Annotated in this window: 24 protein-coding genes; 11 read left to right on the top strand and 13 right to left on the bottom strand. The window is 73.2% G+C overall.

Annotated features, from left to right (window positions below; genetic code table 11):
• Window positions 1-93: 93 nt before the first annotated feature.
• From ACIPXC_RS09115 to ACIPXC_RS09080, 8 genes are all read right to left on the bottom strand, one after another.
• Complete coding sequence (locus ACIPXC_RS09115; protein ID WP_401615118.1) at window positions 94-1674, bottom strand: GMC oxidoreductase; 1581 nt, start codon at window positions 1672-1674, stop codon at window positions 94-96.
• Between the two features lie 151 nt (window positions 1675-1825).
• A complete protein-coding gene (locus ACIPXC_RS09110) occupies window positions 1826-2743 on the bottom strand; it encodes a cyclase family protein (RefSeq protein WP_401615116.1) in 918 nt (305 codons plus the stop codon).
• Between the two features lie 32 nt (window positions 2744-2775).
• Window positions 2776-4290 carry a gluconokinase, GntK/IdnK-type gene (locus ACIPXC_RS09105; RefSeq protein ID WP_401615114.1) on the bottom strand — a complete coding sequence of 505 codons (1515 nt, stop codon included), beginning with the start codon at window positions 4288-4290 and terminating at the stop codon, window positions 2776-2778.
• 5 nt (window positions 4291-4295) lie between these two features.
• Window positions 4296-4736, bottom strand: a complete 441-nt coding sequence (locus ACIPXC_RS09100) for a hypothetical protein (protein WP_401615113.1) — start codon at window positions 4734-4736, stop codon at window positions 4296-4298.
• A 19-nt stretch (window positions 4737-4755) separates the two neighbouring features.
• On the bottom strand, window positions 4756-6123 hold the full coding sequence (locus ACIPXC_RS09095; RefSeq protein WP_401615111.1) for a chloride channel protein: 1368 nt from the start codon (window positions 6121-6123) through the stop codon (window positions 4756-4758).
• 45 nt (window positions 6124-6168) lie between these two features.
• The gene (locus ACIPXC_RS09090; protein ID WP_401615109.1) at window positions 6169-6477 is read right to left on the bottom strand and encodes an SHOCT domain-containing protein; all 309 of its coding nucleotides are present in this window, start codon (window positions 6475-6477) and stop codon (window positions 6169-6171) included.
• A gap of 124 nt (window positions 6478-6601) precedes the next feature.
• On the bottom strand, window positions 6602-7048 hold the full coding sequence (locus ACIPXC_RS09085; RefSeq protein ID WP_401615108.1) for a DUF6325 family protein: 447 nt from the start codon (window positions 7046-7048) through the stop codon (window positions 6602-6604).
• Between the two features lie 291 nt (window positions 7049-7339).
• Window positions 7340-8128 carry a VOC family protein gene (locus tag ACIPXC_RS09080; RefSeq protein WP_401615279.1) on the bottom strand — a complete coding sequence of 263 codons (789 nt, stop codon included), beginning with the start codon at window positions 8126-8128 and terminating at the stop codon, window positions 7340-7342.
• Window positions 8129-8303: 175 nt separating this feature from the next.
• On the opposite strand from ACIPXC_RS09080, the gene ACIPXC_RS09075 reads away from it, so the two are divergent.
• A complete protein-coding gene (locus tag ACIPXC_RS09075; protein ID WP_401615106.1) occupies window positions 8304-9149 on the top strand; it encodes a sulfurtransferase in 846 nt (281 codons plus the stop codon).
• Between the two features lie 34 nt (window positions 9150-9183).
• On the opposite strand, the gene sepH is transcribed toward ACIPXC_RS09075, so the two are convergent.
• Window positions 9184-10209: a septation protein SepH gene (gene sepH / locus ACIPXC_RS09070; protein WP_401615104.1), complete on the bottom strand. Its 1026-nt coding sequence runs from the start codon at window positions 10207-10209 to the stop codon at window positions 9184-9186.
• Between the two features lie 527 nt (window positions 10210-10736).
• Between sepH and ACIPXC_RS09065 the strand changes: the two genes are divergently transcribed.
• Window positions 10737-11519 carry a hypothetical protein gene (locus ACIPXC_RS09065; RefSeq protein WP_401615102.1) on the top strand — a complete coding sequence of 261 codons (783 nt, stop codon included), beginning with the start codon at window positions 10737-10739 and terminating at the stop codon, window positions 11517-11519.
• 2 nt (window positions 11520-11521) lie between these two features.
• On the opposite strand, the gene ACIPXC_RS09060 is transcribed toward ACIPXC_RS09065, so the two are convergent.
• Together ACIPXC_RS09060 and ACIPXC_RS09055 are read right to left on the bottom strand one after the other, a co-directional pair.
• On the bottom strand, window positions 11522-12850 hold the full coding sequence (locus ACIPXC_RS09060) for a D-arabinono-1,4-lactone oxidase (RefSeq protein ID WP_401615100.1): 1329 nt from the start codon (window positions 12848-12850) through the stop codon (window positions 11522-11524).
• Window positions 12801-14054, bottom strand: a complete 1254-nt coding sequence (locus ACIPXC_RS09055; RefSeq protein ID WP_401615099.1) for an MFS transporter — start codon at window positions 14052-14054, stop codon at window positions 12801-12803. The genes ACIPXC_RS09060 and ACIPXC_RS09055 overlap by 50 nt, the downstream gene beginning before the upstream one ends.
• Before the next feature lie 170 nt (window positions 14055-14224).
• Here ACIPXC_RS09055 and ACIPXC_RS09050 point away from each other — a divergent pair, with 170 nt between their 5' ends.
• The gene (locus ACIPXC_RS09050) at window positions 14225-15379 is read left to right on the top strand and encodes a ferrochelatase (protein ID WP_401615097.1); all 1155 of its coding nucleotides are present in this window, start codon (window positions 14225-14227) and stop codon (window positions 15377-15379) included.
• Between the two features lie 16 nt (window positions 15380-15395).
• A complete protein-coding gene (locus tag ACIPXC_RS09045) occupies window positions 15396-16199 on the top strand; it encodes an inositol monophosphatase family protein (RefSeq protein WP_401615095.1) in 804 nt (267 codons plus the stop codon).
• A 97-nt stretch (window positions 16200-16296) separates the two neighbouring features.
• Here the strand turns inward: ACIPXC_RS09045 and ACIPXC_RS09040 are convergent, their stop codons facing one another.
• Window positions 16297-16476: a hypothetical protein gene (locus ACIPXC_RS09040; RefSeq protein ID WP_392578225.1), complete on the bottom strand. Its 180-nt coding sequence runs from the start codon at window positions 16474-16476 to the stop codon at window positions 16297-16299.
• Between the two features lie 246 nt (window positions 16477-16722).
• Here ACIPXC_RS09040 and ACIPXC_RS09035 point away from each other — a divergent pair, with 246 nt between their 5' ends.
• The 4 genes from ACIPXC_RS09035 to ACIPXC_RS09020 all read left to right on the top strand — a co-directional run bounded on the left by ACIPXC_RS09035 (window position 16723) and on the right by ACIPXC_RS09020 (window position 20246).
• Window positions 16723-17376 carry a response regulator transcription factor gene (locus ACIPXC_RS09035; protein ID WP_030036265.1) on the top strand — a complete coding sequence of 218 codons (654 nt, stop codon included), beginning with the start codon at window positions 16723-16725 and terminating at the stop codon, window positions 17374-17376.
• A 4-nt stretch (window positions 17377-17380) separates the two neighbouring features.
• The gene (locus tag ACIPXC_RS09030; protein ID WP_401615092.1) at window positions 17381-18625 is read left to right on the top strand and encodes a sensor histidine kinase; all 1245 of its coding nucleotides are present in this window, start codon (window positions 17381-17383) and stop codon (window positions 18623-18625) included.
• A 382-nt stretch (window positions 18626-19007) separates the two neighbouring features.
• Window positions 19008-19304, top strand: a complete 297-nt coding sequence (locus ACIPXC_RS09025) for a DUF4193 domain-containing protein (RefSeq protein WP_030036261.1) — start codon at window positions 19008-19010, stop codon at window positions 19302-19304.
• Between the two features lie 12 nt (window positions 19305-19316).
• Window positions 19317-20246, top strand: a complete 930-nt coding sequence (locus ACIPXC_RS09020) for a hypothetical protein (RefSeq protein WP_401615090.1) — start codon at window positions 19317-19319, stop codon at window positions 20244-20246.
• Window positions 20247-20310: 64 nt separating this feature from the next.
• Here the strand turns inward: ACIPXC_RS09020 and ACIPXC_RS09015 are convergent, their stop codons facing one another.
• Window positions 20311-20769 carry a DUF3093 domain-containing protein gene (locus ACIPXC_RS09015; RefSeq protein WP_386454471.1) on the bottom strand — a complete coding sequence of 153 codons (459 nt, stop codon included), beginning with the start codon at window positions 20767-20769 and terminating at the stop codon, window positions 20311-20313.
• 58 nt (window positions 20770-20827) lie between these two features.
• On the opposite strand from ACIPXC_RS09015, the gene ACIPXC_RS09010 reads away from it, so the two are divergent.
• From ACIPXC_RS09010 to ACIPXC_RS09000, 3 genes are read left to right on the top strand one after another with little or no spacing between them, the layout of a single operon-like run.
• Window positions 20828-21412: a PaaI family thioesterase gene (locus tag ACIPXC_RS09010; protein WP_386454469.1), complete on the top strand. Its 585-nt coding sequence runs from the start codon at window positions 20828-20830 to the stop codon at window positions 21410-21412.
• Complete coding sequence (dut, locus tag ACIPXC_RS09005; RefSeq protein WP_401615088.1) at window positions 21412-21957, top strand: dUTP diphosphatase; 546 nt, start codon at window positions 21412-21414, stop codon at window positions 21955-21957. Before ACIPXC_RS09010 ends, dut begins: the two co-directional genes overlap by 1 nt.
• A 1-nt stretch (window position 21958) precedes the next feature.
• The gene (locus tag ACIPXC_RS09000) at window positions 21959-22744 is read left to right on the top strand and encodes a DUF3710 domain-containing protein (RefSeq protein WP_401615086.1); all 786 of its coding nucleotides are present in this window, start codon (window positions 21959-21961) and stop codon (window positions 22742-22744) included.
• Window positions 22745-22953: the final 209 nt, after the last annotated feature.

Raw genomic sequence — 22953 nt, 5'->3', positions numbered from 1 at the left:
CACCGGCCGTGGCGGGGGGCCCGCCGGCCGGGTCCCGGTTGGGCCGTTCGGCCGAGGATCTTCCTCCGGTCGGCGCAGGCCCGGGCGGGCCGGTCAGTTCAGCCGGGCCAGGAGGTGGTCGCCGACCCGCAGGGCGTTGGCGATCGCGGTCAGGGAGGGGTTGACCGCGCCGATGCTCGGGAAGAAGCTCGTGTCGACCACGTACAGGTTGTCCAGGTCGTGCGCCTTGCAGTTGACGTCCAGGGCGGAGGAGGCCGGGTCCGTGCCGAAGCGGACGGTGCCCGCCTGGTGCGCGGTCGCCCCGATCGGCATGCCCTTGTGCAGGTAGATGCTGTGCGGCAGCAGGTGGTGCTCGTGCATGCCCAGGTGTCCGAGCATGCTCTGGAGCTTGTGCCGCAGCCGCTTCAGGCCCTCGATGTTGTTCTTCTCGTCGAGTGCGAGGTGGATGGCGCCGTCACCGTCCAGGGTGACCCGGTTGCCGGGCTGCGGCAGGTCCTCGCCACACAGCCAGAAGTCGACCGCGTGGTGCGCCAGCACCTCGAAGGGCATGTCCGGGGTGAGCGCACCGGCCCAGCGCGGGGCCTCGCCGTGGATCTGCTCGGCGTCCGACTTGCCCAGCATCTGGATGCCGCCCAGCGGGAAGTCCCAGTCGTCCGCGCCCAGGTACCAGTCGTGCAGCGCGAGGGTCTTCTGGAACTGCGTGGGGTTGGGCTCCTTCGACACCGCCATCAGGGCCAGGTTGTTGTGCCGCATGTAGTGCCGGCCCACCACGTCGGAGCTGTTGGCCAGCCCGCGCGGGTGACGGTCACTGGCCGAGGCCAGCAGCAGCGCGGCGGAGTTGACCGCCCCGCAGGAGACGACCACGACGTCCGCGGAGAACCGGGTCTCGGAACCGTCGGGCAGCCTGACCACGGCGGCGGTGACGCTGCGCCCGGCCGCGTCGGTCTCCAGCCGGACCACGTGGGCGTCCGTGACCAGCTCCACACCGGGGTGTTCGAGGGCGGGCTCCACGCAGATCACCTGGGCGTCGGACTTGCCGCGCACCAGGCAGGGGAAGCCGTCCACCCGGTCGCAGCGGATGCACACGCTGGAGGGGACGGCCCGCCCGTCGGCGTCCTGCACCAGGTCCACCCCGATGGGCAGATGGAAGGGGTGCAGCCCCCTCTTCTCCAGGTCGTCGCTCAACTGCTGGATGCGCGGCTCGTGTTCGACCGGCGGATAGGCGTACTGGGCGCTCGCCGGGCCCTCGCCCGGGTCCTCCCCGTGCCGCCCGTGCACCCGGTAGAGGTGCTCGGCCTGCGTGTAGTACGGCTCCAGGTCCTCGTACCGCAGCGGCCAGGCGGGGGAGAGGCCGCCGTGGTGCCGGATCTCACCGAAGTCCTCGGGCCGCAGCCGGAAGAGGGCGGCTCCGTAGAACTTGGTGTTGCCGCCGACGTAGTAGTTGACCTCGGGCGGGAACTCGTTGCCGTGCCGGTCGAACCAGAACTCCGGGGCCCGGTACTTGCCCTTGACGAACACGGCCGTGGACTCCCAGTTGTCCCGCTCCCGCGGCAGCCAGCCGCCGCGTTCGAGGAGGAGCACACGCTTGCCGGAGGGCGCCAGCCGGTGGGCGAGGGTGCCGCCCCCGGCGCCGGTGCCGATGATGATGACGTCGTAGTGGGGAGAGTCGCCCACGTCGACCACCGTCCTTGGGCTCGTGGCCCCGCCCGTCGGGCCGGGGACCTCTCCCTCCGCGGTGCGGAGGCCAAGCATTCCCACTCCATCGAAGCTAGCCGCCCTTCCACCGGACGGCGACCCGGCCGGGCGGCCCCGGCGCGGGGCCCCGTCACAGGACGGCGAGGGGGTTCACGGGGGAGCCGGTGGCACCCGGCAGGCGCAGCGGCGCGACCACGCACAGGAAGCTCCAGCGGCCGGCCCGTGCGCAGGCCCCCGCCAGTTCCTCGAACTGCAGGTAGTCCATGAGGTGCACGCCCATCGCGTGCACCGCCAGCACGTGCACGGGGAAGGCGACGCCCGCCACCGGGCTGGGGGCGGTGTCGTTGTTGCCGTCGCCGCCCAGCACGCAGACCTCCCGCTCGGCCAGGAACGTCAGGGCCCGCGGGTGCAGGCCCGCCCGGGCCCGGGCCGCCTCCCACGCCCCCAGCTCCCCGCGGCGGCGCCGGTGCCCCACCCGGACCAGCAGCAGGTCCCCGGGACCGACACGGACCCCCTCGGCGGCCTCGGCGGCCGTCAGGTCCTCCGGCGTCACGTGGTCCCCCGGCTCCAGCCAGGGCACGCCGCGCAGCCGCGGGACGTCCAGCAGCACACCCCGGCCGACGATGCCCTCCCGGACCAGGTCCACGGAGAGCGCACGGACCTCCGGGGCCGTCGCGTCGCCGGCCGGGACCCCGTCGTAGAGCTCGCCGTCGTACAGCACGTGGTTCAGCGCGTCGAGGTGGCTGTCGGCGTCCCCGTGGACGTTCATGGCGAACCGGTCGAGGGCGAAGTGCAGCCCGTCGGCCCCGGCTTCACCGGGGGCGGGACCGGTCATCCGGTGTTTCGCCGGCTCGGGGTTGTCCGGCCCCGGCCAGGTCTCGATCGGCGCGGCCAGGGACACCGTGTGCCCGAGCCGTACCTCGGCCGCGGCCGCCGTGACGCGTGCGGGCGTCAGGTGGCGCAGCGCCCCGCGCCGGTGGCCGTCCCCGCCGGACCGCGCCGCCCGGTGCAGCCGCCCGTACAGCGTCCGGAACTCCTCCGTGCTCATGAGCGGTGGCGCCGGAGGTCCGGGGGGCCGGGTCATCGGATCCCGCCCGGGCCCGCGCTTCCCCAGGGGCGCAGGCCCCAGCGGAGCACATGGCCGGCCCCCGGATCCAGGACGGTGAGGCCGCTGCCGGTACGGAAGGCGTCCGCCGGACAGGACATGGGCTCCACGGCGACACCGCGCCGGCGCCGCCCGGGCTCTCCCAGGGTGTCGCCCGTGTAGACCTGCACGTACCGGGTGCCCTCGCCGAGCCACAGGTCGGTCCCGCGCCGCCCCGACGGGTGCGCCAGCCGCACCACGGCCCGCCCGGCCGCGTCGCGTTCGAGTGCGGTGAAGGCGGTGTCCAACGCCTGTGCGCCGATGGGCCGGGCGGAGCGGAAGTCGTACGCCGTGCCCTCGACGGGCTCCTCGCCCGTCGGCAGGCCCTCCTCGTCCGTGGTCAGCCGCCGACGGGCGGGCACGGTGAGCAGCGCCGTGTCGACGAGAGCGGTGCCGACCGTCAGGTACGGGTGCTGCCCCACCCCGTACGGGGCCCTCGTGGGGCCCGCGTTGACCGCGCCGACCAGGACCGCCAGGCCGTCGTCGTCGAGCCGGTACTCGGCGAACACCTCCAGCAGGAAGGGGTATCCGGGCTGAGGGTGGAGGGTGGTGCCCACCCGGACCGCGTCGCCGGAGTGGGCGAGCAGCCGCCACGGGGTCCAGCGCAGCAGCCCGTGGATCGCGTTGTGCCGTTCCGGCTCGCTCAGCGGAAGCTGCAGGTCGGCGCCGTCGAAGCGGTAGCGGCCGCCGCCCACCCGGTTGGGCCAGGGCACGAGCAGCTGGCCGCGCCCCGAGGTGACCGGCTCGTCGGCGGCGAACCCGTCCAGCAGGTCCGCGCCGTCGGCCTCGTAGTGGCGCAGGGCGCCCCCGAGTTCGACGACCACGGCGCGCTGCCCGCCGTGGCGCAGCTCCCACTGCTCACCCGTGGGGCCCGCGCACCGGGGCGTCTGCTCGGACATGGGGGCCTCCTCGGACGACGGGGAAGGGACGGCGAGGTCCAGCAGGGAGAGCGCGGCCGCCGCCACGGCCTGCGGCGGCTGGTCGACCTCGACGACGACGGGGTGCTCGTCGGGCCCCGGTTCCTGCAGGTCGGCGAACTGGCTGTCCAGCAGGGCCGGCGGGAAGAAGTGGTCGTGCCGGGCCCCCAGGCGGGCCCGTACGAGCTCCGGCGTCCCGTGCAGGTACAGCAGGCGGGCCCCGGGCCGGCCGCGCAGCAGCTCCTCCCGGTAGCAGCGCTTGAGCGCCGAGCAGGTGACGACCGCAGGACGGTGCGCCGCCGACTCCGTGTCCAGCCAGGCGCCGATGGCGGCGAGCCAGGGGGCCCGGTCGGCATCGTCGAGGGGGTGGCCGGCGGCCATCTTGGCCCGGTTGGCCGGGGAGTGGAACTCGTCGGCGTCCCGGTGGGGCCAGCCGAGCCGCTTCGCGAGCAGCCGGGCCACCGTGGTCTTGCCCGAGCCGGACACCCCGACGACGAGCACCAGCGGGGTCGGCGGCGCGGCTTCCACCGGCACCGGGATCAGTCCTCCAGGAGACCGGGCGCCGTGCACAGGGCCCAGACGATCAGACCGTCGACCACCAGCAGCACCAGCGCCCAGAAGGGCGTGTACGGGAGCCACATGAAGCTCGCGACCATGCTGAGGCCCGCCAGCGCCAGGCCGACGACGCGGGCCCACAGGGCGCCCTTGATCACGGCGAACCCGGCGAGGAAGAGCACGACGCCCAGGACGAGGTGGATCCAGCCCCAGCCCGTGAGGTCCAGCTCGTAGGCGTAGTGCGGGGTGGGGACGAAGACGTCGTCCCCGGCGAGCGCGGAGATGCCCGAGAACACCATCATCAGTCCGCCGAAGATCATCAGGAACCCGGCGAAGAGCAGCCAGCCGTTGCGGGCGCTGAAGCCGCCCTTCCGCGCGGTCGACGCCACGCCGTTCGGGCGTGCTCCGCCCGCATGACTCGTCATGACGTGCCTCCTTCCTTCCTCACTTCGCCCCGGCCGCGGGAACGGCGACCGCCCTGCCCACAGGGGGGACTTCCGGCCCGGGCGGCAGCAGCTCGGTCACCACGAAGGCGACCACGGACGCGAGGATGATCACGGGGATCATCGCGCCGCTGCCGAGCAGCAGGACGACGAGCACCACGCTGCTGACCGGCAGCCGCAGCGCGCAGGTGGCCGCGGCCGCCATGCCGGCCGCCATGCCCGGTACGACACCCAGTCCGGGCAGCGGCGCGAACAGCAGGCCCGCGGCGGCGCCCAGGAACAGTGCGGGGAAGATCGGGCCGCCGCGCATGCTGCCCAGGCAGAGCGCGTACGCCGCGCCCTTGCACAGCAGGACCGCGATCAGCGCCCCGATGCCCCAGGCCTGCGGATCGGCGGCCATGCTGCCCATCACGGCCTGGCCCGAGGACGCCACGTCGACGGGGGAGTTGCCGGTGACGAGCGCGTAGAGCGCGCCGAAGGCACCGGCCGCCACGGCGCAGACCGTCGTATGGGCCACCGGCCGCCGGGCCACGTAGACGGACGCGAACCGGCCGCCGGCCAGCACCATGTGGATGAAGACGCCCATGACGACCGCCAGGAGCAGCGACCACAGCACGTCGGCGGCGTCGAGCCGGGGGAAGGGCGAGTCCAGGTCCAGCGTCAGGCTGCCCGTCGCCAGGCCCGTCCAGCGGCCGAAGCCGGTGAACACGAGCTCGCCGACCCCGCTGGACAGCAGGGCCGGCAGCATGATCGAGAACAGTTGCGGTCCGCCCACGCCGGCCACCTCCATCAGCAGCACGGCACCGATCAGCGGATTGCCGAAGATCGCGGAGATGGCCGCCGCGGCGCCGGCCGCACCCAGGATGGCCGTGCTCTGCGGGGTCGCCGGCGCCTGCGCCAGGTCCCGGAACAGCAGCGCGAGCCCCCCGCCGAGGGCGATCAGCGGGGCCTCGGGGCCGAGGGTCGCACCCAGCGGCAGGCTGAGCACGGCCGCCAGGATCACACCCGGCAGCGCGGCGGAGGAGGAACCGCCGGCATGCAGTCCCGACGCGGGGATGTGCCCGCCCGCGCCGGGCAGGCGGGTCACCACCAGCCCGACCAGGACACCGGCCACCGCCAGCAGGGGCAGCGGCCACCACCAGGGCGGCGCGCTCCAGCCGAACGCCTCCGGGAGGTCGTTCCACATCAGGTGCTCCAGCTGGTGGAGACCGACCAGGAACCAGAACGCCGCGAGGGAGATGGGGATGCCGATGAGGGCGCAGAGGACGAGGAGCTTCAGGTAGCCCGGCGTACGGAGCACGTCCCGCAACCGGTCGCCCTCCGCAGGCGGTTCGGCGGACGCCGGTGCCGGGGTACGCGGTGCCGTCATGGGGCCATCCCTTCCCGTCCCCCGTGAGCGACCGGCTCCTCAGCCTCAGCCGAGGAGTCTGCTCTTCTGCTGGGTGAACTCCTCCTCGGTGAGCAGCCCCTGGGCCTTCAGCTCGCCCAGCTTCTGCAACTGGTCGAGCTTGCTGGTCATGTCGTCGCCGGCGGGCGGGGCCGGGGCGGCGGGGGCGGGCGGCGGGGGCGGCGGCGCGGCGGCGGCCTGCTGCTGCTCGTACGCCTGCTGCTGTTCCTGCTGGGACCAGCGGCCCGCCTGCCGCCGTGACACGCGGTTGGAGACCGCGGTGGCGGTTCCGGCCACGACGGCCGTGCGGGCGACACCGCGAAGAAGTCCGGGCATGGGGGTCATCTCCCAGGTTGCCAAGGGGCGGCCGGGCGCACCGCGCGTCCGGTCCGCGGGTCGTCATGTGCCGCAGGCCGGTGGCCCGGGCGGCTGCCCGCCGCCGGCCGGCCGCGGACGGGGCTCACGCCTCCATCGCGTCGAGCGAGGCCAGCAGTGCCTGGACGGGAATCCGGCCGCCGGCCACGAGCTGCGCACCGCTGCGCCGCAGGGCACGGGCGAACGGCGCCGCCCAGACGTTCTCGTACACCAGGATCCCGGCGGAGTTGCCGGCCTCCAGGGCGGCACCGGCCTCGTCGATGTCGTCCTGGCCGAGCAGGCCCGAGGCCGCGCCCTCGAACACGGTCAGGTCCATCTCGCCGCCACCGGCGTCCTTCAGCCCCAGGGCGACGACCGAACCATCGGCATCCTTGCGGACGAAGACCAGGTCGAGGATGCGGATGATGCCGCGGTCCACGAGGTCGACGAGCAGGGGCAGGCCCTCACCGTTCATCCTGTTGCCCGGGAACTCGACGATCAGGTAGTCGACAGGCCCCATCGTCTCGATGTTTTCGCTCATGTCGTCGCTCATCACCACTCCTCACGTGCGATGCGGTGGGGGTGACCGCGCCGTGAGCCGCGCCACTGCGGTGGGGCAGCCCACCAGCTCATTGCAGCACCCCCACGACGCCTTCGCACCTCCGGCCGACGGCCGCGGCGCCCCCTCCGCCCCGCCGCGCGGTGCGCCTGCGGTCGCACCCGAAGCACCACGCGACCGGGTGCCCGAGTGGCCCAGGGGCCGGAGCGCACGTCCGGTGCAGCGCGGACGTGCCCGAGGCGTTGGAGCCGAGCGGTCCCTCGGCGCCGGCCCCGAGGGACACCCCTAAGGACGCCGTGGCCGCAGGAGGGCGAACACGGCGCCCTCCGGGTCCGCGACCGTGGCCTGCCGACCGCGCATGCCCTCCCGCGGCGGCTCGACGACACGTCCGCCGAGCTCCTCGACCCGGCTCGCGGCGGCGTCGGCGTCCTCCACCTCGAAGTAGGCCAGCCAGTGCGGACCCCGGTCGTGCGGCAGCGAACGGCCCACGCCGTGCACGGCGGCGACCGGCCGGCCCGCCAGGTTCAGGGTGAGGTGGTCGAAATCGTCGGAGGCGGTGACATGCGTCTGCGCCTCATGGCCGAATACGTGCTCGTAGAACTTGCCGACCGTCGAGGTGTCCTGGGTGATCAGCTCGTGCCAGACGGGGGTGCCCGGACCGCCGTGCGGCCCGGCGCCCAGGTGGGCCTGCGCCTGCCACAGCCCGAAGACCGCTCCCAGCGGGTCCGAGCAGATCGCCACCCGTCCCGCGATACCGGCGTCCAGCGGTCCCACCGCGACCGTGCCGCCGCACGCCCGGACCGACTCGGCGGTCGCGTCGGCGTCGTCCGTGGCCAGGTACGTGGTCCACGCCATCGGAAGATGCCCGTCGGGAGGCATCTCGCCGATCCCCGCCACCTCGTGGCCGTCCAGCACGGCACGGACGTACGGGCCGAGCTGCTCCGGCCCGGGCACGTACTCCCATCCGAACAGGTCGGCGTAGAAGTCCTCGGTGCTCCCGAGGCCGTGCGCCATGAGACTCACCCAGCACGGGGTGCCGGGGGTGCGCCGGGTCGCTTCCGCCGCCTGGGTCATGTCAGCCGTCTCCTCCGTCGTGCCGTCACCGGTGCTGATGGTTCCACTCCGGCGCACGCCGCGCTCCCCGACCGCGCCGCATTCCGGTGGTCCGGAACGGAGTTGACCGGAAGAGGGTGCCCCGCTGATGACAGCCCTGTTACGCGGGTGCCGGGCGGGGAGGAAGATGGCCGCCATGACTGCGAAAACTGCGATCCTTTCCGTCGCCGAACTGAGGAACGAGCTGGCGGGCTCCCGGCCGCCGGTCCTGCTCGACGTCCGCTGGCAGCTCGGCGGCCCCGACCAGCGGCCCGCGTACGAGGCCGGACACCTGCCGGGCGCCGCGTACGTCGACCTCGACCGCGAACTGGCAGGTCCGGCCGGGGCGGGCGGACGCCACCCGCTGCCGGACGCGGAGGCCTTCGGCGCGGCGATGCGCCGGGCCGGGGTCCCGGCGGACGCGCCCGTGGTCGTGTACGACGGAGGCCAGGGCTGGGCGGCGGCCCGCGCGTGGTGGCTGTTGTGCTGGACGGGTCACCCGAACGTGCGAGTCCTGGACGGCGGCCTGGCCGCGTGGACGGCGGCGGGAGGCGAACTCACGGCCGAACGGGTGATTCCGGTTGAGGGCGATTTCAAGCCAACCCCGGGTGCTCTGGGGCTGCTCGACGCCGATGCGGCGGCGCTGCGGGCGCGCGAAGGCGTCCTCCTGGACGCCCGGGCGGGGGAGAGGTACCGCGGTGAGGTGGAGCCGATCGACCCGGTGGGCGGCCACATCCCCGGCGCGCTGTCGGCCCCGACCACCGAGAACGTGGGCCCCGACGGCCGCTTCCTGCCGGCGGACGCACTGCGGGCCCGGTTCGCGGCGCTCGGCGCCTCGGCGGGCACGCCCGTGGGCGTGTACTGCGGTTCGGGGGTCTCCGGAGCCCATGAGGTGCTCGCGCTGCAGGTGGCCGGTATCGACTCCGACCTCTACGCGGGCAGCTGGTCGCACTGGTGCGCGGACCCGGCCCGTCCGGTGGCCACGGGTCCGGACCCCCAGTAGCCGGCCGGGGCCGGGCACGGCCCGGCCCCGGGAGCTACTCCTGCTTCTTGCGACGGGTGCCGAAGACGATCTCGTCCCAGCTCGGCACCGCCGCGCGGCGCCCGGGGCGGACCCCGTCGGCCTCGGCCTGCCGGTCGGTGGTGCCCGTCAGCCGGTCGCGGTGGCCCGCCACCGTCCGGGGCATCAGGACGTCCGCGTACGCGGCGCCCGCACCCGCCGACGCGGCGGGGGCCGGCGGCTCCTCCGCCTCCGGTTCGGTGTCCGTCGGCTCGGTGCGCTCGGGGACGACCATGTCGCCGCGGAAGCTCGGTACCGCCTCCAGCAGGCTGGTCAGGGTGTCCCGCTCCTCCTCCGGCTCCGGTACGGGCGCGGGCCGGGGCTCGACCCGCTCCAGCTGCCGGTCCAGGGCACGGTCCAGCGGCCGGTCGCGCGGCAGGCGCGCGATCCTCGGCACGAAGGGGAAGCTCGGCTCCGGCGCCGCCGGCAGGTCCTCCGACTCGCCGATCAGCGAACGCGCCTCGTCGTCCACGGCTACGACCAGCCGGCGCGGCGGGTCGTAGGTCCAGCTCGCCGAGTGGGGCTCACCGGCCACCCGGTAGACCAGGAGGACCTCCCAGGTGCCGTCGTCGCGGCGCCACGAGTCCCACTGGACGGAGTCCTTCTCGGCCCCGCGCAGGGTCAGACGTTCCTGCACGGCCTCGCCCAGCTGCGGCCCGGTGTTCTCGCCGGGGCGGCGCACCGGGGTCTTGCGGGCGCGTTCGGCCATGAAGGCGCGCTCGGCGAGCACGGGGCCCTCGAAGCGGCGGACGCGGTCGACGGAGATGCCGGCGAGTTGGGCGACCTCCTCCGCGGAGGCACCGGCTCGTATGCGGGCCTGGATGTCGCGGGGGCGGAGGTGGCTCTCGACCTCGATCTCGATCTGGTTCAGGCGTGCGCGGTCGTTGCGTACCGCAGCCCGAAGCCGCTCATCGATCGGAAGCGTGTACTCCGTACTGTCCGCAGCCTTGAGCACCAGTCGTGTGCCGTCATTGGAGACGGCCACGACACGCAGTTCGGGCATGGGGACCTCCCGGGTGGTGCCTGCCGACGTCACGTGCGTCGCTGCTTCCGCTAGTCGAGTGTGGCCTGCCCGGGTGCAGCCTGCCACAACCTTGCCGAGTTAAACCGGCGTGTCGGGCATGCGCCCTTGATCGCCGTTATGGCACGGTTACCTGTTGGGCACGCACAGTGACCAAGTGGTTACTGTGCGCAGCAGGAACCGTGCAATGCCGCGGCATCGCCGGTCTTCGAGTGCCGCTTTCCGTCAGCCGGCCCCCTCTCCCGGGTCCGGACATCCGAAAGGAAGGACAGACCCAGGGCTCGCCACAGTACTCCATTCGGGCCACCCGGGTGGACCGCCGCGCCGCCGAAGTTTCCCCGGACGGCGGGAGTTGGGCTGCCCGCTGTCGGGTCCCGCCCGTGTGTACCGACTTGTCGCGGGTGTCCTGCTTCACAGAATCACCCGAAACGGAACTATCCCCTTCGCTCAGCTGTCAGTAACTGCTGAAAGAGCAGAAGCACGAGAGGCCGGGCACACAGGGGATGGCGATGGGTCAGAGGACGACGGGTGACGTCGAGGCCGAACCGGAGGCGAAAAAGCTCGACCTGAGCGTGGCCCAGGTCGCCGGCTCCTCCCTCGCCACCGTCGCCGCCGCCCTGCTCGCCTCGAAGATGGGCGTCTACGGGACCATCCTCGGCGCCGGCGTGGTCAGCGTCGTCGCCACCGCCGGCGGACCCGTCATCCAGCACCTGTTCCGGCGCACCGGCGACCAGCTGCGCGAGAGCACGCGGCCGAGGGCCCGTCAGGTGCCGCCGCGCCACGAGGAGCAGGAGGCCGCCGTGGCCGCGGGCCCGGCGGAGGAGTTCGGCGCGGCCACCGTGCACGGCACCCGGACGCGCGGATGGAAGCGCACCGCGGTGGCCTCCGGCGCCGCCTTCGCCCTCGCCATCGGCGGCCTCGGCACCTACGAGGCACTGGCGGGCACGTCCGTCAGCAGTGGCGGCGGCACCCTCTTCTCCGGCGGGACCCGCACGGCGGGCGGGGAGCGGCCCACCCCGCCCGGACACGGTCCGGCCGGCGGGGAGGAGGAGCGGCGGGACGGGTCCGGCACCCCCGGGCCGGGCGGTTCCCCGAGCCCCTCGCGGCAGGACGGGAGCCCGAGTCCGGGCCCGGACCCCGGACCGTCACGCTCCGGCGGGCCGGCGCCGAGCCCCTCGGTGCCGGCGCACGGGCCGACGCCGACCCCCACGCCGTCGGATCCGGATCCGGACCCGCCGCCGACGCCGAGCGCCGGCGGCGGGGCCCCGTCGTCGACGCCGAGTGCTCCCTGACCTCAGGCTCCCAGGACGCGCCGGAGGTAGTCGTTGCCGAAGACGCGGTTCGGGTCGAGGCGGTCGCGCAGCGCGGTGAACTCGCCGAAGCGCGGGTAGATCCGGGAGAAGTACTCGGCGTCCCGTGTGTGCACTTTGCCCCAGTGCGGGCGCCCGCCGTGCGCGGTGAAGATGTGCTCGGCCGCGGTGAAGTAGGCCTGGTACGGGGTGCCCCGGTACATGTGCACCGCGATGTAGGCCGTGTCGCGCCCCGAGGCCGTCGACAGCGCGATGTCGTCCGCCGGGGCCGTGCGGACCTCCACCGGGAAGCTGATCCGCAGCCGGGACCGGTCGACCATCGCCCGCAGCTCCCGCAGCGCCTCGACCACGGCCTCGCGCGGGAGGGCGTACTCCATCTCCACGAAGCGCACCCGGCGCGGGCTGGTGAACACCTTGTACGGGATGTCGGTGTAGGTGCGCGCCGACAGGGCGCGGCTGGCCACGCGGGCGATGGAGGGAATGGTGGCCGGGACCGCGCGGCCCAGTGTGTTGACGGCCTGGAAGAGGCCGTTGGAGAGCAGCTCGTCCTCGATCCAGCCGCTGACCGGTCCGGGTGGGGCGGCGGGGCCCTGGCTGCGGTTGTTGCGCTTGGTGTTGCAGTTGCCGGTGTGCGGGAACCAGTAGAACTCGAAGTGCTCGTTCTCCGCGAAGTGCTCCTCGAACTCCGCGGTCACCCGGTCGAAGCCCATGGGCTCCTCACGGGCGGTCAGGAAGAAGAGCGGCTCCACGGCGAAGGTGATCGCGGTGACGATGCCGAGGGCGCCGATGCCCACCCGGGCCGCCGCGAAGACCTCAAGGTTCTCCTTCTCGGAGCAGACCAGCAGCTCGCCGTCCGCGGTGACCAGTTCCAGGGAGCGGATCTGGGCGGCGATGGAGGCCGAGTCCCGGCCGGTGCCGTGGGTGCCCGTGCTGGTGGCGCCGGAGACGGTCTGCTCCATGATGTCGCCCATGTTGGTGAGCGAGAGGCCCTCGGCGGCGAGGGCCCGGTTGAGGTCCTTCAGGGCCGTGCCCGCCGCCACCGTGACGGTGCCCGCGGCGCGGTCGATCGAGCGGATCCCCGCCAGCGCCTGGGGCCGCAGAAGGACCCCGTCGGTGGCGGCGGCCGCGGTGAAGGAGTGGCCGGTTCCGACCGCCTTCACCCGCAGCCCGTCCTCGGCGGCCCGGCGGACCGCCTCCTGGAGCTCCCCGACCGAAGCCGGGGTCACCACGCGGGTGGGCGTGGCGGTGACGTTGCCCGCCCAGTTACGCCACGCGGTCGCCGTGCTGCCGTTCCGTGCTGTCGCCGTCCCCATCGGTTGCAGGCTCCTCCCCTTGCGCCGGCCTCGTCAGCCGGCGGTATCCCGCGAACGCAACCGCCGCCGCGGCCGTCCCCGCCGAGAGGGAGACGACGTACCCGGTCCCCGCGCCGGCCGCGTCGACGACCCAGCCGGTCACGGAGGACCCGAGCGCGATACCGACCGCGAGGCCGGTGCTGATCCAGGTCATGCCCTCGGTCAGCTTCGCGTGTGGTACGTGCGCCTCGATCAGGGCCATCGTGGTGATCATCGTGGGAGCGATGGCGAGGCCCGAGACGAAGAGCGCCACGGCCAGAAACGGAAGGTTCCCGGCCAGTAGGAGGGGGATCATACTCACGGCCATCGCACTGATGCCCACCACCCAGCGAGGTTCGGCCTTTCCCTTGAAGTGCAGCAGACCGAAGACGATCCCCGCGAGGCAGGAGCCGAAGGCCCACACGGCGAGGAAGACACCGCCGAGGGACTTGCTGCCGTGCTCCTCGGCGAAGGCGAGGGTGGCCACGTCCACGGAGCCGAAGATCGCGCCGGTCGCCACGAAGGTCGCCACGAGTACCTGCAGGCCGGGGGAGCGCAGCGCGGACGAGAGGTCCGAGTGCTCGTGCCGCGGGTGCGGCTTCGGCTCGGTGGCCGTCAGGGCCGTCAGCCACCACACGCCCGTCACGAGGCAGACGACCGCGACCACCGGTCCGGCTTCGGGGAACCAGCCGGCCGAGAGCGTGGCGGCGAGGGGCGGGCCGACGATGAAGCAGACCTCGTCGAGGATGGACTCGAAGGAGTAGGCCGTGTGCAGCTGGGGGGTGTCGCGGAACAGGGCGGTCCAGCGGGCCCGGACCATCGAGCCGACGCTGGGCACGCACCCGGCGACGACGGCGAAGACGAACAGGGTCCAGCTCGGCCAGCCGCCCGCGGCCGCGACCAGCAGGCCGGTCACCGAGGCGGCCGCGACCAGGGTGGCGGGGCGCAGCACCCGGCGCTGTCCGTACTGGTCGACCAGCCGCGAGACCTGGGGGCCCACGGCGGCGGCGGACAGGGCGATGGTGGCGGTGATCCCGCCGGCGAGGGCGTAGCTGCCGCCCAGCTCGGTGATCATCGTGAGGACACCGATGCCCACCATGGACAGCGGCATCCGGCCTATGAGGCCGGCGGCTGTGAACCCCTTGGTGCCGGGGGTCGCGAATATCGCGCGGTAGGGACTGGGCACGGTGCCCTCCGTAAGGGACTGGATCGGCTCACACAGGCTACGTCTGCCGGTGAAGCGCTCGCACGGGGAATACGACGGCAGGAACTTAGGGTGACCTTACCTGTCATCCAACGTGTGAGACGGCCCGGGTGCGTTACCGGGTGCAGGGGCCGGGTGGCAGGATTCGAGGCATGTCAGACCAGTTCCGTGCCCCCGGCGCCGAGTCCGCCGCCCCGTACGACGCACTCCTGCTGCTCTCCTTCGGCGGCCCCGAAGGACCCGACGACGTCGTGCCGTTCCTGGAGAACGTCACGCGCGGGCGCGGCATCCCGCGCGAGCGGCTCAAGGAGGTCGGGCAGCACTACTTCGGCTTCGGCGGGGTCAGCCCGATCAACGGACAGAACCGCGAGCTGCTCGACGCGCTGCGCAAGGACTTCGCCGGTCACGGGCTGGACCTGCCGGTCTACTGGGGCAACCGGAACTGGGCCCCGTACCTGAACGACGTGATGCGGGAGATGGCCGCCGACGGCCGCCGCCGGATCGCGGTCCTCGCCACCAGCGCGTACGCCTCGTACTCGGGCTGCCGGCAGTACCGGGAGAACCTCGCCGACGCGCTGGCCGCGCTGGAGCAGGAGGGCGTGCAGCCGCCGCGCGTCGACAAGCTGCGCCACTACTTCAACCACCCCGGCTTCGTGGAGCCCATGATCGACGGCGTCGTGGCCTCGCTCGACGCGCTCCCCGAGGAGGTGCGCGCCGGAGCGCACCTCGCCTTCACCACGCACTCCATCCCGACCGCCGCCGCCGACACCTCCGGCCCCGTGGAGGACCACACCGGGGGCGGCGAGGGCGGCGCGTACGTCAAGCAGCACCTCGACGTCGCCCGGGTGATCGCCGACGAAGTGGCGGTGCGCACCGGCGTCACCCGCCCCTGGCGGCTCGTCTACCAGTCCCGCAGCGGCGCCCCGCACATCCCGTGGCTGGAGCCGGACATCTGCGACCACCTGGAGACGCTGCACGCCGAGAGCGCCCCCGCCGTGGTCATGGTCCCCATCGGCTTCGTCTCAGACCACATGGAAGTCCTGTACGACCTGGACACCGAGGCCACCGCCAAGGCCGCCGAGCTGGGCCTGCCGGTCGCGCGCTCCGCGACCGTCGGCGCCGACCCGCGCTTCGCCGCGGCCGTGCGGGAGCTCGTCCTGGAGCGGGCCGCCAAGGAGCGCGGCGAGGCGGCGCGGGAGTGCTGGGTGGGCACACTCAAACAGAGCCACGACCTGTGCGCGGTGGGCTGCTGCCCGGCGCGGGCCCCGCGGCCGGCCGCCGCGGGCGCGGACAGCCCGTACGCCTAGGAAGAGGAGGGGAACCGTGATCTCCGAAGAACTGAAGACCGAACTGCTGGACGTCGGCCTGGAGGCCGCCCGGCAGGCCGGGGCCCTGCTGCGCGACGGCCGGCCGGCCGATCTGGCCGTGGCGGCGACGAAGACCAGCCCGATCGACGTGGTGACCGAGATGGACATCGCGGCGGAGAAGCTGATCACCGGCATCCTCGCCGAGCGGCGGCCCGAGGACGGGCTGCTGGGCGAGGAGGGCGCGGACACCCCGGGGACGAGCGGGGTGCGGTGGGTCGTCGACCCGCTGGACGGCACCGTGAACTACCTCTACGGACTCCCCAGCTGGGGCGTGTCCGTCGCCGCCGAGTACGAGGGCGAGACGGTGGTGGGCGTCGTGGCGGCGCCGATGCGCGGGGAGGTCTACCACGCCGTCCTCGGCGGCGGTGCCTGGCTGGGCCCCGCACGCCTCGCCTGCCGTCCGGCGGCCCCGCTGGACCAGGCGCTGGTCGGGACCGGGTTCGCCTACGTCCAGACCCGGCGGGCGCACCAGGCCGACGTGGCGCAGCGGATCATCCCGCTGGTGCGGGACATCAGGCGGGGCGGCTCGGCGGCGCTGGACCTGTGCGACGTGGCCGCGGGGCGCCTGGACGGCTACTACGAGCGCGGCCTGAACCCCTGGGACCTGGCCGCCGGGGAGCTGATCGCCCGGGAGGCGGGAGCCGTGACCGGTGGCCGGCCGGGGGAGCCGGCCTCGGGCGAGCTGGCCCTGGCCGCCACCCCGGCGGTGTTCACCTCGCTCCAGCCCCTGCTGGAGGAGGCCGGGGCCTGGCACGACTGAGCGCGGCCGGACATGCGTGGACCCCGGCCGCCCGAGGGGGCGGCCGGGGTCCACGCATGTCCTGGAGCCGGCGCTCAGCAGCCGTTCGGCAAACCGGTCAGCAGGCGTGAACGGCGGCCGAGACCGGGACGCCGTGCTCGGCGGCCAAGCGCTGGAGGTCCTCCAGCTCCGCCTGCTCCACTTCCGCGAGGAAGTCGTCGCCCGTCTCACGGGCGTGCCTGAGATCCGACTGCGTGGCCCTGATGCGCTGCAGGAGACCCGCGCTGAATGCGTCCATGATGGGTTCGCCCCCTCTTCGTGGGTCGGCGGCGGCACGTGGCGATACCGCCGTCAGGGAGTGGATGGGGTGTCCTCACGTCCTCCCCGGCACCCTGGGCACAGAAACCTCTCAAGGCCAGGGAATCCTCACTTCCGCCCCGTGAGTTTCCGCAGGACCCGTCTTACAGCCGGTTTACGGCCGAAACGGGCAGGATGTACGACGCAATACACGTGTGCCCTTCTGGGCTCGGAGGAAGGAAACGACGTGCGCGTACTCGTCGTCGAGGACGAGCAGCTGCTCGCCGATGCGGTGGCCACCGGCCTGCGCCGGGAGGCCATGGCCGTGGACGTCGTGTACGACGGCGCCGCCGCCCTGGAGCGGGTCGGCGTGAACGACTACGACGTGGTCGTGCTCGACCGGGACCTCCCGCTCGTCCATGGTGACGACGTCTGCCGGAAGATCGTCGAGCTCGGCATGCCCACCCGGGTGCTGATGCTGACCGCCTCCGGTGACGTGAGCGACCGTGTGGAGGGCCTGGAGCTCGGGGCGGACGACTACCTGCCCAAGCCCTTCGCCTTCACCGAGCTGACCGCCCGCGTGCGGGCGCTCGGCCGGCGCACCACCGTGGCGCTGCCGCCCGTACTGGAACGGGCCGGCATCAAGCTGGACCCGAACCGGCGCGAGGTGTTCCGTGAGGGCCGGGAGGTGCAGCTGGCCCCGAAGGAGTTCGCGGTCCTGGAGGTCCTGATGCGCAGCGAGGGGACCGTGGTCTCCGCCGAGCAGCTGCTGGAGAAGGCCTGGGACGAGAACACCGACCCGTTCACCAACGTGGTGCGCGTGACGGTGATGACCCTGCGCCGCAAGCTGGGCGAGCCGCCTGTCATCGTGACGGTGCCCGGCTCCGGATACCGGATCTGACCGCGTGGCGGCCACTCCGGCGCCACCGACGGCGCCACCGAAACCGACCTGGGACCCCGGCCAGCCCGAGGGTCCCTTCCCGTGGCTGAGGCCGACCATCCGGATACGCCTCACCCTGCTCTACGGCGGGATGTTCCTGATCGCGGGCATCCTGCTGCTGTCGATCATCTACCTGCTGGCGGCGCAGGCCCTGCGGCAGGGCAACGCCCTGCCGTTCCAGATCGTCGGCGGCCAGGTGAAGGTCACCAGCAGTTCCTGCCCGGGAGTGGTGGGGCTGGAACTGACGCCCGACCAGTTCAACGCGGCGATCGGCCAGTGCATCCTCGAACAGCGCAGGCACGCCCTGGACGACCTGCTGAGCCGCTCGCTGATGGCTCTGCTGGGGCTGAGCATCATCGCCTTCGCCTTCGGCTACGCGATGGCCGGCCGGGTGCTCTCTCCGCTGGGCAAGATCACCCGTACCGCCCGCCGGGTGGTGGGCTCCGACCTGACCCGGCGGATCGAGCTGGACGGGCCGGACGACGAGCTCAAGGAGCTCGCCGACACCTTCGACGAGATGCTCGACCGGCTGGAGCGGGCCTTCACGGCCCAGCAGCGGTTCGTCGCCAACGCCTCGCACGAGCTGCGGACGCCGCTGGCGATCAACCGGACCCTGCTGGAGGTGCACCTGTCCGATCCGGGCGCCCCGGTGGAGCTCCAGCAGCTCGGCAAGACCCTGCTCGCCACCAACGAGCGCAGCGAGCAGCTGGTCGAGGGCCTGCTGCTGCTGGCCCGCAGCGAGAACCAGATCGTCGAGCGCAAGCCCGTGGACCTGGCGGAGGTCGCCTCGCGCGCCGTCGACCAGGTGCGCGGCGAGGCCGAGGCCAAGGGCGTGGAGATCCGCGGCGAGCGCGAGCCGGCCGTCGTGCAGGGCAACGGCGTCCTGCTGGAGCGGATCGCCCTGAACCTGGTGCAGAACGCCGTCCGGTACAACGTGCCGGAGGACGGCTGGGTGGAGGTCACCACCGAGGCCCGGCACGGTCAGGCGGTGCTCCTGGTGTCGAACACGGGTCCCGTGGTTCCCGCGTACGAGGTGGACAACCTCTTCGAGCCGTTCAGGCGGCTGCGTACGGAGCGTACGGGCAGTGACAAGGGTGTCGGGCTGGGGCTGTCGATCGCGCGCTCCGTGGCGCGCGCACACGGCGGCAGGATCCAGGCGATGCCCCGGGAGGGCGGTGGCCTCGTGATGCGTGTCACTCTGCCCCTGTGAGACCCCCCACTCCATGTTCGCTTTTGGCTGAATCCATGGCCTTTGAATGCATCGGCCTTTGTGTGATCGATCACACAGGCCGGTGTCCGGCCCTGTGCGTTCGGTGACTCCGGGGAGGCCGGAACGCCCGGGAAGTCCGGGTTTCCGGCCCCTCGAATGGCGGGAAATACACGGGGTGGCGTTTGTGCAAGACGGCGCCCGGACCGTGTACGGTCCGCTCGTCATCCCAGCCGATCGCCCCTTCAGGCGGGCGGCTGGGTGTCGATTGAGTAACAGACCTTGATGTGAGGCAAAATCTCCGCCTCAGGTCGGGCACAAGTCCGGCCTCTCGTGCGTTACGTGCGCTGAGACACCGCTAACACCCAGAGGGGGAGAGCGAACAATGGCAACGGACTACGACACCCCGCGCAAGACCGACGACGACGTTGACAACGACAGCATTGAAGAGCTGAAGGCTCGACGCAATGAGAAGTCGTCCTCGTCCGTCGACATGGACGAATTCGACTCGGCCGAGAGCCTGGAGCTTCCCGGCGCGGACCTCTCCAACGAGGAGCTGGCCGTTCGGGTCCTGCCCAAGCAGGCCGACGAGTTCACCTGCATGAGCTGCTTCCTGGTGCACCACCGCAGCCAGCTGGCGCGCGAGAAGAACGGTCAGCCGATCTGTCGCGACTGCGACTGAGAGGCGTCGGCCGTGGCTGGCTCGACACCCTTTCGGAAGGGTCTCTTCCGGAAGCCAGGTGATCCGGCGGAGACGCAGGTGGTGACCACGGACCCGGAGACGGGTCCCGCAGCCCCCGGCGGCTCCGCCAGTGCGGCACTCGCCGTTCCCTCCGCCGCCGCCCCGGCGGCGTCGGGCACGGAGCCCGGCGAGGGGCCCCGGCGCGGCCCCGGTGGCCGTCGGCTGCAAGCCGTCAGGAACGGCGTGCGCAAGGGTGGCGAAGGCGTGCGCGGCGCCGCCCTCTACGTCACCGACAGGATCATCGAGAACGCACCGCGCGTTCCCGTCCGGGACCTCGCGACGCTGCGCGCGCAGTTCCCCGGCCTCGGCCCCGACCAGCTGGCCGACAAGCTGATCTCGGGCGCCTGCGCCGCCTCGGCGACCGTCGGGGCGAGCATCGGCGCGGCGGCCATGCTGCCCGTGCCGCCCGCGATGCCCGCCGAACTCGCGGCGGAGATCACCGGCGTCGCGGCGATCGAACTGAAGCTCATCGCGGAACTCCACGAGGTCTACGGCCGGCGTCCGCACGGCAACCTCAAGGAGCGCACGTTCGCCTACCTGACCGCGTGGACGGAAGAGCGCGGGGTCGACCTGACCAAGCCCACCACGCTGAACGCCGCCCTCGGTGGGCAGATGAAGCGCGAACTGCGCCAGCAGATCATGAAGCGGATGATCCGCAGCCTGCCGAACCTCATGCCGTTCATGGTGGGCGCGGCGGTCGGAGCGGTCATGAACCGCCGCGACACCCGCAAACTCGCCGAGAAGGTCCGTGGAGACCTGCGCAGGCAGGCGGTGGCCTGGGAGGCCCTGCGCGCCCTGCCGCCCCTGGAACGCCCCCTGGAGCCCCTTCCCGAGGCCACCAGGGCCGCCCTGGAGGGTCCGGAGTACTTCGCGCGCGACTGACGCGCCCGCCGGTACCGCGGAGCGGTCGGGGGCGTGGTCGTGCGGCGGCTCGGAACGGATGCCGTCAGGCCGTCCGCGCCGCGCGCAGGGCCGAGACCAGGGCCTGCGGCTCGCGGGTGGAGACGTAGACGTACGGGGTCGGGTCGGCGGGGTCGGTGACCTCGATACGGACCGCGGTCGGCACGTAGCTGCGCATCAGCATGAAGGCCCGGGTGTCCGCCTTGTACGTGCGCCAGGCACGCGCCTCCTCGGCGTCCAGGATCTCCGGCTCGCCCAGCGCCGACACCGGGATCCGCGCGTCGCCGACGGCCAGCGCCCCGTTCACCACGCGCACGCGCGCGGATCCGTACGAGCTCACCAGCAGCCCGGCCAGCGCGGTGCCCCCGACCAGGCCGGCCAGCAGCGGCAGCGTGCCCAGGGGCAGCAGCATCAGCGCGCCCGCCAGGCCGGTCATGACGGCGATGCCCCACCAGGAGCGGGGGGCGGTCAGACGTTCGTCGTGGTGCGCGGTGGAGAGCTGCATGTGCTCAAGCCTGCCACGAGGCGACCGGCGGGTAGCCGCGCGGGTAAGGTCTGCGGCTGTGAGTGGACGAAACACAGCGTTGACGCCCCCGGCCGATGCCGCCGCACCGGTCCGGCACCCCGATGCGCCGGCACCCGGTGAGCTCCTCGGTGCCCACTACGAGCACTGCTTCGGCTGCGGCGGGGGCCAGCCGCACGGACTCCACCTGGAGGCCCGGGCCGGTCACGGCGTGCGCGTCACCGCCGAGTTCACCGTCAAGCCCGCCCACCAGGGCGCACCCGGGCTCGCCCACGGCGGGGTGCTCGCCACCGCGCTCGACGAGACGCTGGGTTCGCTGAACTGGCTGCTGCGCGTGATCGCCGTGACCGGACGGCTGGAGACGGACTTCGTGCGGCCGGTGCCCGTGGGCACCCTGCTGCACCTGGACGCCGAGGTCACCGCCGTCGCCGGCCGCAAGATCTACTGCACGGCGGTGGGCCGGATAGGCGGGCCGGAGGGCGAGGTCGCGGTCCGCGCCGACGCGCTCTTCATCGAAGTGAAGGTCGACCACTTCATCGACAACGGACGGCCCGAGGAGATCCAGGCGGCCATGGCCGACCCGGACCAGGTCAGGCGCGCACGCGCCTTTGAGGTGAACCCCTGATGTCCCTGAACACCAACGGATCCCGCCACGACGTCGACGTGCTGCTGCGCCGCGTCGACCCGGAGGTGCCCGTTCCGGCGTACGGTCACCCCGGTGACGCCGGCTGCGACCTCGTCACCACCGAGGCCGCCGTACTGGAGCCCGGCGAGCGCGCGGTACTGCCCACCGGGGTGGCGATCGCCCTGCCCGACGGGTACGCCGCCTTCGTGCACCCGCGGTCGGGCCTGGCCGCGCGCTGCGGGCTCGCGCTCGTGAATGCCCCGGGGACGGTGGATGCCGGGTACCGTGGAGAGATCAAGGTGATCGTGGTCAATCTCGACCCTCGCGAAAGCGTCCGGTTCGAGCGTTTCGACCGCATTGCCCAGCTGGTTGTCCAGCGAGTCGAGAAGGTGCGCTTCCACGAGGTGGCGGAACTTCCCGGCTCGGCCCGGGCCGAGGGGGGTTTCGGCTCCACCGGCGGTCATGCGGCCGTGGCCGGATCCGGGGCTGGTCAGCAGGGTGGGAATGGCTACGCTTCGGTCGTAACCGACCGGGAAGGACAGTGACGTGTTCGGACGTCGCAAGAAGAACGACTCCGCCCAGGACGGCGGCGCGGCCGAGCAGGTCGTAGACGGCGTCGCCGCCTCTGAGCAGGATGACGCGGGCGAGCCGGAAGGCGCCGCGCCGCGCCGGATCAACCTGCCCCCGGCCCCGCGGCCGGACGGCCCGTGGGACGTCTCCGAGGTGCTCGGGAACCCGGCCGACGGCCGGGTCGACCTGGGCGGCATCTTCGTACCCGGTGTCGACGGCATGGAACTGCGTGTCGAGGTCGCCGGGGACGCGATCGTGGCCGCCACCGTGGTCCTGGGCGACAGCGCCGTGCAGCTGCAGGCCTTCGCCGCGCCCAAGAAGGAGGGCATCTGGGGCGAGGTCCGCGACGAGATCGCCGCGGGCATCACCCAGCAGGGCGGCATCATCGACGAGGTCCAGGGCTCGCTGGGCTGGGAGCTGCGCGCGCAGGTCCCCGTCCCGCTGCCGGACGGGCAGACCGGCGCCCAGCTGGTCCGCTTCGTTGGCGTCGACGGGCCGCGCTGGTTCCTGCGGGGCGTCATCTCCGGCCAGGGCGCGGTGCGCCCCGAGTCGGCGGGCGTGCTGGAGCAGATCTTCCGGGACACCGTCGTCGTCCGCGGCGACGGCCCGATGGCCCCGCGCGACCCGATCGTCCTGAAGCTGCCGAGCGACGCCCAGATGGTGCCGGACGGCGTGCAGACGACGGAGGAGCAGGAAGGCTCCCGCTTCGGCGGCGGCATGGGCCAGCTGGAGCGCGGCCCGGAGATCACCGAGGTCCGCTGAGACCGCGGCCGACCCGGACCGCCCTCGCGCACAGGGGGGTGCGTCGTGTTCCCGGCCGGTGGGCCCCACTCCTTCGGGTGGGGCCCACCGGCTTTCGCGTACCGCTGACCGGCCCCGGCGGTGCGGCGCCCGCTGACCGGCGCCCGCTGACCGGCGCCCGCGGGGCGGCCCCCGCGGTGCGGCGCCCGCCCCGCGTCAGGGATCCGTCA

Source organism: Streptomyces sp. NPDC090021 (assembly GCF_044748225.1).
Lineage (GTDB): Bacteria > Actinomycetota > Actinomycetes > Streptomycetales > Streptomycetaceae > Streptomyces.
Note: the sequence above shows the minus strand (reverse complement) of the source record. Positions and strands in the feature narration are given on the sequence as shown.